Raw genomic sequence first — 7424 nt, 5'->3', positions numbered from 1 at the left:
TTATAACTGCTTTTAGTGGCTAATCCTATCCACTGAGAGGCTTTTGCAATAGCTTGTGCTTTGCTTATTTGTTCTTTATACATAATAAAATCAATCACATCGATGACTTTATTGGATTGGGGGCAGTTTCCGCTGTAACATCTGACGGTGTTGGAATCGTTAAAGACTTGCATGCTGGGGGTTTGGTCTTCATGAAAGGGACATCGGCACATCTGGTTTTTGACTGGTATTTGGTAATTTTCTAATACTTCTTGAATACTTAACTTTTGCTTGATTTCTGGGATACTCATAACTAGGGTTTTTTATTGAGTAAAAAATAGTTTACAATTTTTCTACTACAAAAATAGAATATAGTTTATTTATAAGCAACTATAAAGTTTACTATTTTTCTATATATTGTGAATAGTTTATTATTTTTCTATTTTTACATTATGGATTTAGCGGATAACATTAAACTTATACGGGAAGGTAAAAACCTTATGCAGAAAGAGGTTGCTTTGCATATTGGGGTCGATAAGTCTACGTATTCTAAGATTGAAAAGGGTATAAGGGAGATTACGGTAATTGAATTAAATAAAATGGCGCAGTTGTTTGATATGACCACGGATCAGATTATTAATTTTGATGGTGCTATTCCTAAAGAGATTACTATTGGGGATAAAAATGAAGTGGAACAAATCAGACTGATTAATCAATTGGATGAGGAGGATAAATCAATTATCTTTAAATTGATTGATAAAATGCTTACTACTAAAAAATTCAAAGATTTCTTTAATAAGAATGTGGCTTCTTTATAGATAGAGTTACACTAATTAAAACATATAAAGCCTGAGATAATTTTATTTCAGGCTTTTTTATGGGTGATAATTTATTTTATATCTTTGCTCTGCAATCTAATTTCTTACGTAAATAATGAAATATTTTTTTAACAATAAGGCAGGCACACGGGTGAAAGTCCCTGTACTACTTCGTGAGGAGTTAGATTGCAGTGACCTGCCGTTTTTATCTTTTTTATTATGCAATCTAAAAATGTACAAAACATCAATGAAAATCAAACTAATGATTTAAACCCTGAAAGCCTTAAAATGTTTTTAACTGCCTTGGATAATTTCTCTTTTATTGGGGATTACCAGCAGTTGGGATTCTCTATTCAGGCGCTTATTAAAGCTCTGAAAATCGCTATTTTAGATCCTGGGAATTCTTTAAACAGGGATGAGTTTTTTTTGCTTTTGTCCTTACTCTTAGAGCTGATCCCTAAAAGCGAATGGGAACTCTTGGACAAACTAAATAAGAATTAATTAAAACAAAACACCAACCATAAAGGTTGGTGTTTTTGAGTTATTCTTTTTTTAAATCTTCTCTAACTTGCATTAAAACTTCTCCTAATAAATTTTTACCTTTCCATTTAGATATATTAAATCTCATATCACTATTAATACCTAAACCTATTCCCCATATTTTATCATAAGGACTTGCTTCTGCTAATATTTTATCTTTTGTTGATAATAATAGCTTTTTTAAATGCTCATTTTGTGAGAATTTTGCATAATTCCCTTTATATACTATATTTTTCTTATTTTCATCCCATATATCAGAATTAAAATTTACAATAGATTGCCCTATCCTTTTTTGTATTTTAGATGATTTAACAGATAAAATATTCTGAGCATTATCCATATCTTGAAATAGTAAAGCCTTTGAATACATCATCCATTGCTCCGCACTAAAAAAATTAATATTATTTATAACAAACTTACAGGGATACCATTGCGATAGAAAATGATCTGGGCTAAAAAAAAATATAATTTTCTTTTTTCCTGCATATTTCATTTAACACTCTTGTAGCAATTTTAATAATTCTTCTTTCGTAGCATTATAAGGTGGTTTCCATACTTCTATTTCTTTTTCCATAAATTTTTCAAATTCATCTTCTGAGAGATGCTTTTCCAACGATATATCAAAAATACGTCTAATATTAGATAATATATCCAACATTTTATTTTCTTTAAAACATAATAATAACGCTAAAGCAGTTTCTTCATCCCCATAAAATCCAGAACCAACCCTGTCAATTGAACCTATTACAAAACTAAGTTTGGTACTTATCTCTGTACATTCTTTTTCATTTAATTTTATATTAGACTTCATAGTTATTTACAACGTTTTACAAATTTTGCATTGCTGTCTTTTAAATCTACATCATCTTTAATCTTATATTTTAAGACTTTTTATAAACGCTATAATAATATACCACAATTATTTATCGATCAGAAAAGCTAGTTGGAGAATCTTTATATATTATATGGACATCATTAATTGGACAATCTGAATAACCCCACTCATTCCAATTTGATTTTAACCATTCTAAATCAATAGCATAACCATTATTATCTTGAGGAATAGATTCTTTTGGCAAATAAACAAATATTAATCCTGCTTTATATCCAGATATAACTAATAAAGCATATTGATCCTGTTGTTCTATTACCATAAAATCAACATATTCTTCATAAGGATACTGCCCCTTACATCTTAATATCACTCCCCTTTCTATATTTTCCTTAAGATCCTCTAATTTTATGTTTTTCATAATTATTATTTACACTTCAAATTATGTCCACCAGATGCATCTGCTGGCTTTGTTTTATTTCCATCTATATCATATTCTCCTAAGTGGATACCTCTTTTATCAGTGTACTCAATTCTTCCATGTTGTGTATCTGCAGCAAATAAATTACCATCTGCATCTTTATAAACATTTCTATTATTCGTTCTTGATAATTTAGAGTCTTTTTCCCATCCATTCTTTTTAGCTACTTTTGATACTTTACCATTTACAGCTATAACCCGTTCAGAAGGACTCATTTTAGCTATTCTTGCTTCAAAATCTTTTGCTACCTCAGGTTTAGCATTTAACCCAAACAGATCCACCTCCGTATTAGAGTCGTATACATAGGCATACATATTGGGGTTATTTCCCTCTAGTCCGATGGGGTCTTTGCTGATGTATTGTCCCGTTTCGGGATTGTAGTAACGGAAACGATTATAGTCTAACTCTGCGCTTACTTTTTCCTCGCGCGAGTGAATACTTTTTGCTTCTACTCTATTCCAGTTGAAACAAATAGATAGGACTAAAAGTATAAAGTATAGATACTTTTTCATTGGCTCAAATTTATAATTTTTTATTCCATTTGATATTAAAAATGTCTGCTGTTTTTTATTTTCAGTTGAAAGGTTTTTTCAGTTGAAAGAAAAAAAACAACGGATTTTAAAAAGTACATAGGGCGTTGGGCTTTCGGGTGGGCGGTTGTTCTTTTTAAAAACGTTCGTGGTTTTTATAAAAGAGGGTTGCGAGTTTTTAAAAACGAGCTTTATGCGTCCTAGCGAGCAGTAAAGCGAGTGTGCGAGCGCGGGCGGTGAGGGCTTGCCAAAATTTAAATCTATCTTCCTTATTATTTTTTGGCGATAAAACCGCCCGTGAACGGGGTTAAAAGTGGTTTACTTTTTTTCAAATGGACTAAATCCCCGTGGCGCGCAAGCACCTGCCTGCGAGCAAAACCAACAAGTGGCGACAGATGCGACTTTAGGAGCTGATGTAATAGCCACGGATGAGGACAAGCGAAACACGTGAAAGGGCAAGGGGAAGCGAGCGTTAGCGTGGCTGGAGCGCAAGCCCTGTAACTGGGTTTGAGCGCGGACGAATACCTTTGCAATGGGCGTTTGAGGGGGTAGTATCTAGGTAGTAAGTGGGTAGATTGAGATGGTGGTTTATTTGTAGGCTTGCTTTAGTCTAGTATCGGGAGTTCTATGGGGTCTATGGGAAATTGATAGATATAGCCTTTGTTGGGATTGCCGTTTCTTTGTAAGATTCCTGCGATAATGAGTTTTACTAGTATTCGCCAAGTTTGGGTTTTCTTTAGTTGAAAGAGTGCTGAGGCTTCTCTGGCTTTGAATGTTTTTGTTATGAAATGGGCTTCTAAGAGTCGTAAGTATTCGCGGTCTTTGGGTTCTAATATGCTTGATGGGTTGATGAGTTCTTTGGTGAGGTCTAGGGCGACTAAGATGTCTTCTTCTGTGCTGATGAGTGTTTTTTGGTTGGTTTCTATTCGGTATAAGCGGTTGATTTTGGTTAGGTTGTGGATTAAGTGATAGACCAACTCTTTTTTATTGGTTTCTATTTGTTCTAATAGGCTTTTATAGTAAGGATCTTCTATTAGGGTTTTTGTATTATCTGTGATTTGTTCTAATAGAAAGTTGAGTTGTTTGATTAATAGGGTTTTTTTATAGGTGATTCGGATTTGTTGGGCTTGCATCGGTGGTCTTTGGGGTTATGGTTTTGGGGGTCGCTAATCGCTGGTTTTTTATGTTATTGTTTGTCTGTTAGTTATATTTTTTTTATCGGTTCTCTAGTGTCCCGTTTGGTGATTCTTTGTGTTTCTTTTTTGTTTTTAAAGGTTTTGTATTTGGGTTTGTAATTGTTCTTTGATTTGCTTTCTTAGTTTTTGAAAGTTGTCCCAGTAGTCTATTTTGTATTTTAGTCCTTTATTGATAAACCCTCCGCTTTGTTTGAGGTATTCGAGTTCTAAAAGGCTATGGATGTATCTTTGGGTCTGGCTTTTACTTAGGTTAAAGGCTTGGCGGATTTCTCTCTGGGTAAATTCTTTATCCTTTGTTTTTAAATGGTTTTTTAAGCGTTCAAAGAATTGTCTTAAACTTCCGTCTAATTCGTCTATTTTTAATATGATGCTTTCAAAGAGTACTTCGGTGGCTTGTTGTAGGTCTTCTTTTTCGGTTATGATTTTTCCTTGGTTTATTTTTCTGTTTTTTTGGTTTAAATAGGTGACTTGTTGTATTATGCTTTGATACATTTGGTTGAGTCTTCTTATTTTGTGGACTTCTTGGGGGAGTTGTAGCTGAGTGGCATAGGGGTTGATGACTTCTAAATCTTGCAGGCTTCTTACATATTCTTGTAGGTGTTTTCGGGCTTTGTTTTCTGTTTCTTTTCTTATTTCTCCTGCGTATTTTTTATTTTGGTAGGCTATGATTTTTTGGCTTTGTTCTATGGATTCGTCTACGGCTAAAACAAAGGATCTGCTCATGTTGTCTTCGTAGATTTCGCCTTTGGTGGTGGCGGATAAACTGCTAAAGATGCCTCGTACTTTTTTGTGGGTGCTTTTGATATTGCCTTTTTTGTCTTTAACGCTTACGCTACTGCTGAGTTTTTGACTGCTGATGAGTTCTCGTAAGCTATATAGGGCTTCTTCTTTTAAGCCGTCGAGGTCTTCAATCACCATGCTTTTGCCGACTAGATCCCATTCGCCCCAGTTGTATAAACTGCTTTCGGTGATTCGGGTGAATCTGAGTACGTCTTCGGGGGGCATGAGGTCGGCGATTTTACTGATTAGATGGGTTTTTCCGCTTCCGCTACTGCCTTGTACGATGGCGTGTAGGGGTTTGGGGGTTTTGTATGAGCTGGCGATGATAAAAAGTAATAATCTGGTGTTTTCTTCGCCGATGATTCCGCTTTGCTGGATTAATTGATTGATTTGGTTTAGGGTTAAGTTGGATTCTTTTTTTGGTGGATCTTCTATACTATGTTTTTCTGGTGATCGTTCTATCGTTTTTCTTTTTTCTATCAGCTCCGTAAATATCTCTGGGGTATGTAATTGGTGGGTTTCGTTGATGTCTTTGTTGGGGAGTTCTAGGGTGGTGAGTTGTAATTGGGGATTTAGCTCTTGGATTTGCTTGGCTAATTTCTCTGTGGCTTGTTTTCCTGCTTGGTCATTGTCAAAGATTATTATTATTTCTTCTAGGTGTTGGAGTTCTTGGATTGCTTGTTTGTGTTCCTGGGTAAAACCGTTGGTTCCATAGCAGGCGAGTACACTATACTTTTCTCTGATCTCTTGTATTTGCAAAAGACTGGCGCTATCGATGATGCTTTCGGTTAAAATTAGGTTTTTTGTTTCTTTTGGGGGATATCCGGGATATAAGCCCGATCTGTTTTTTAGATAATAGTGATTCTGGTCTTTGATGCTTCTCCCGTAAAAACTTACAATCTTGTTGTGGTGGTCTTTCAGGGGAAAAACGATACAATTGACTATTCCTTTATACGTCCTGCCGTTGTAGCCGATTTCTAGTTGTTCGGGGGTTAGATTTCTTGATAATGTATATTCATTTGCTTTTTTACTTTGTCTTAAATTTTGTTTCATTTTATAGAAGATTTCTTCTAATCGGTCCATGGGGAGTTCTTGATATTCTTTATAACTGCTTTTAGTTGCTAATCCTATCCACTGAGAGGCTTTTGCAATAGCTTGTGCTTTGCTTATTTGTTCTTTATACATAATAAAATCTATGACATCGATGACTTGATTGGATTGGGGGCAGTTTCCGCTGTAACATCTGACGGTGTTGGAATCGTTAAAGATTTGCATGCTGGGGGTTTGGTCTTCGTGAAAGGGACATCGGCACATCTGGTTTTTGACTGGTATCTGATAATGCTCTAATACTTCTTGGATGCTTAATTTTTGTTTGATTTCTGGGATACTCATAACTAGGGTTTTTTTTGAGTAAGTTTTTTTTATTAACCTTTTTCGGTCAAATTTAATCTAATCAAATGAATTAACGAAATATTTTAAGATTTTATTTCCTCGTTTCAGGTTCATATATTTGTGCAAATAGATGTATTTTGTGTCTTTTTTAACCTTTTTAGAGTTTTATATATGATTTCTTTCGGTAAAAAAATTGCTATTCTTAGAAAAGAGCTTAGCCTTAGCCAAACTGAGCTGGCTAAAAAATTAAATACTTCGGTGAGTGTTATTTCTCGTTATGAGAGAGATGAGATGACTCCTTCTATTGAGACTGCTAAAAAACTGGCTAATCTACTTAATTCTACCGTGGGCTATCTTTTGGGAGAAATGGAAGATGATAATATTTTAAAAGAACCTGAGATTTTAAATAGATTCAAAGAAATTAATAATTTAGATGATATTGATAAGGAAAGGGTATTCTTTACTCTTGATGCTTTAATTCATGAAATTAATAATAGAAAAAGGTATGCTAATTCTTAATTAGATTGTATTTGTGAAATAAAAAAACCTTCTTTAAATAAAGAAGGTTTTATTTTTTTACCTAATTTTGCTTCTGACAATCCATTTTATGAACATAACAATGACAAAGTTTACCGCTTATAGTATTGGCAGGCGTATGGGTGAAAGTCCCAAGACTTTTCTACTTCGTAGAATGGGTTGTCAGCGACCTGCCTATTTTTTAACCCTTAATATTTTTTTATGACAACCCAAAACAATGTCGATTTAAACGCACATTCCAAATCTGAAAATCAAAACACAGATTTAAACCCTGAAAGCCTTAAAGTGTTTTTAACTGCCTTGGATAATTTCTCTTTTATTGGGGATTACCAGCAGTTG

The 7424-nt window shown here is 34.1% G+C and carries 10 protein-coding genes; 3 read left to right on the top strand and 7 right to left on the bottom strand.

The features are described 5' to 3' along the window. Positions 1–290 (bottom strand): CHC2 zinc finger domain-containing protein (locus ETU08_RS00475; protein WP_221410526.1); only part of this gene is annotated, 290 nt, incomplete at its 3' end. A gap of 141 nt (positions 291–431) precedes the next feature. Between ETU08_RS00475 and ETU08_RS00470 the strand changes: the two genes are divergently transcribed. Both ETU08_RS00470 and ETU08_RS00465 read left to right on the top strand, forming a co-directional pair. After that, positions 432–797 (top strand): helix-turn-helix domain-containing protein, encoded by a 366-nt coding sequence (locus ETU08_RS00470; RefSeq protein WP_146261053.1) that lies wholly within the window; start codon positions 432–434, stop codon positions 795–797. A gap of 219 nt (positions 798–1016) precedes the next feature. Next, positions 1017–1298: a hypothetical protein gene (locus tag ETU08_RS00465; protein WP_146261052.1), complete on the top strand. Its 282-nt coding sequence runs from the start codon at positions 1017–1019 to the stop codon at positions 1296–1298. Between the two features lie 40 nt (positions 1299–1338). On the opposite strand, the gene ETU08_RS00460 is transcribed toward ETU08_RS00465, so the two are convergent. The 6 genes from ETU08_RS00460 to ETU08_RS00435 form a co-directional block, all read right to left on the bottom strand. After that, positions 1339–1830: a riboflavin biosynthesis intermediates N-glycosidase gene (locus ETU08_RS00460; RefSeq protein WP_146261051.1), complete on the bottom strand. Its 492-nt coding sequence runs from the start codon at positions 1828–1830 to the stop codon at positions 1339–1341. Then, positions 1831–2148: a hypothetical protein gene (locus ETU08_RS00455; protein WP_146261050.1), complete on the bottom strand. Its 318-nt coding sequence runs from the start codon at positions 2146–2148 to the stop codon at positions 1831–1833. Positions 2149–2260: 112 nt separating this feature from the next. Continuing rightward, entirely contained in the window at positions 2261–2590 is a 330-nt protein-coding gene (imm45, locus tag ETU08_RS00450; RefSeq protein WP_221410525.1) for an Imm45 family immunity protein, read from the bottom strand. A gap of 5 nt (positions 2591–2595) precedes the next feature. Then, positions 2596–3162, bottom strand: coding sequence for an RHS repeat-associated core domain-containing protein (locus tag ETU08_RS11840; RefSeq protein WP_185145242.1), 567 nt, complete (start codon positions 3160–3162; stop codon positions 2596–2598). A gap of 623 nt (positions 3163–3785) precedes the next feature. After that, entirely contained in the window at positions 3786–4313 is a 528-nt protein-coding gene (locus ETU08_RS00440) for a hypothetical protein (RefSeq protein WP_146261049.1), read from the bottom strand. A gap of 135 nt (positions 4314–4448) precedes the next feature. Beyond that, positions 4449–6548: a toprim domain-containing protein gene (locus tag ETU08_RS00435; protein WP_146261048.1), complete on the bottom strand. Its 2100-nt coding sequence runs from the start codon at positions 6546–6548 to the stop codon at positions 4449–4451. A gap of 171 nt (positions 6549–6719) precedes the next feature. On the opposite strand from ETU08_RS00435, the gene ETU08_RS00430 reads away from it, so the two are divergent. Further along, positions 6720–7067 carry a helix-turn-helix domain-containing protein gene (locus ETU08_RS00430; RefSeq protein ID WP_146261047.1) on the top strand — a complete coding sequence of 116 codons (348 nt, stop codon included), beginning with the start codon at positions 6720–6722 and terminating at the stop codon, positions 7065–7067. The last annotated feature ends 357 nt before the right edge of the window (positions 7068–7424 follow it).

It is taken from the genome of Apibacter muscae (genome assembly GCF_007845635.1).
Classification (GTDB): domain Bacteria; phylum Bacteroidota; class Bacteroidia; order Flavobacteriales; family Weeksellaceae; genus Apibacter; species Apibacter muscae.
This window is presented reverse-complemented; position numbering and strand designations above follow the sequence as displayed.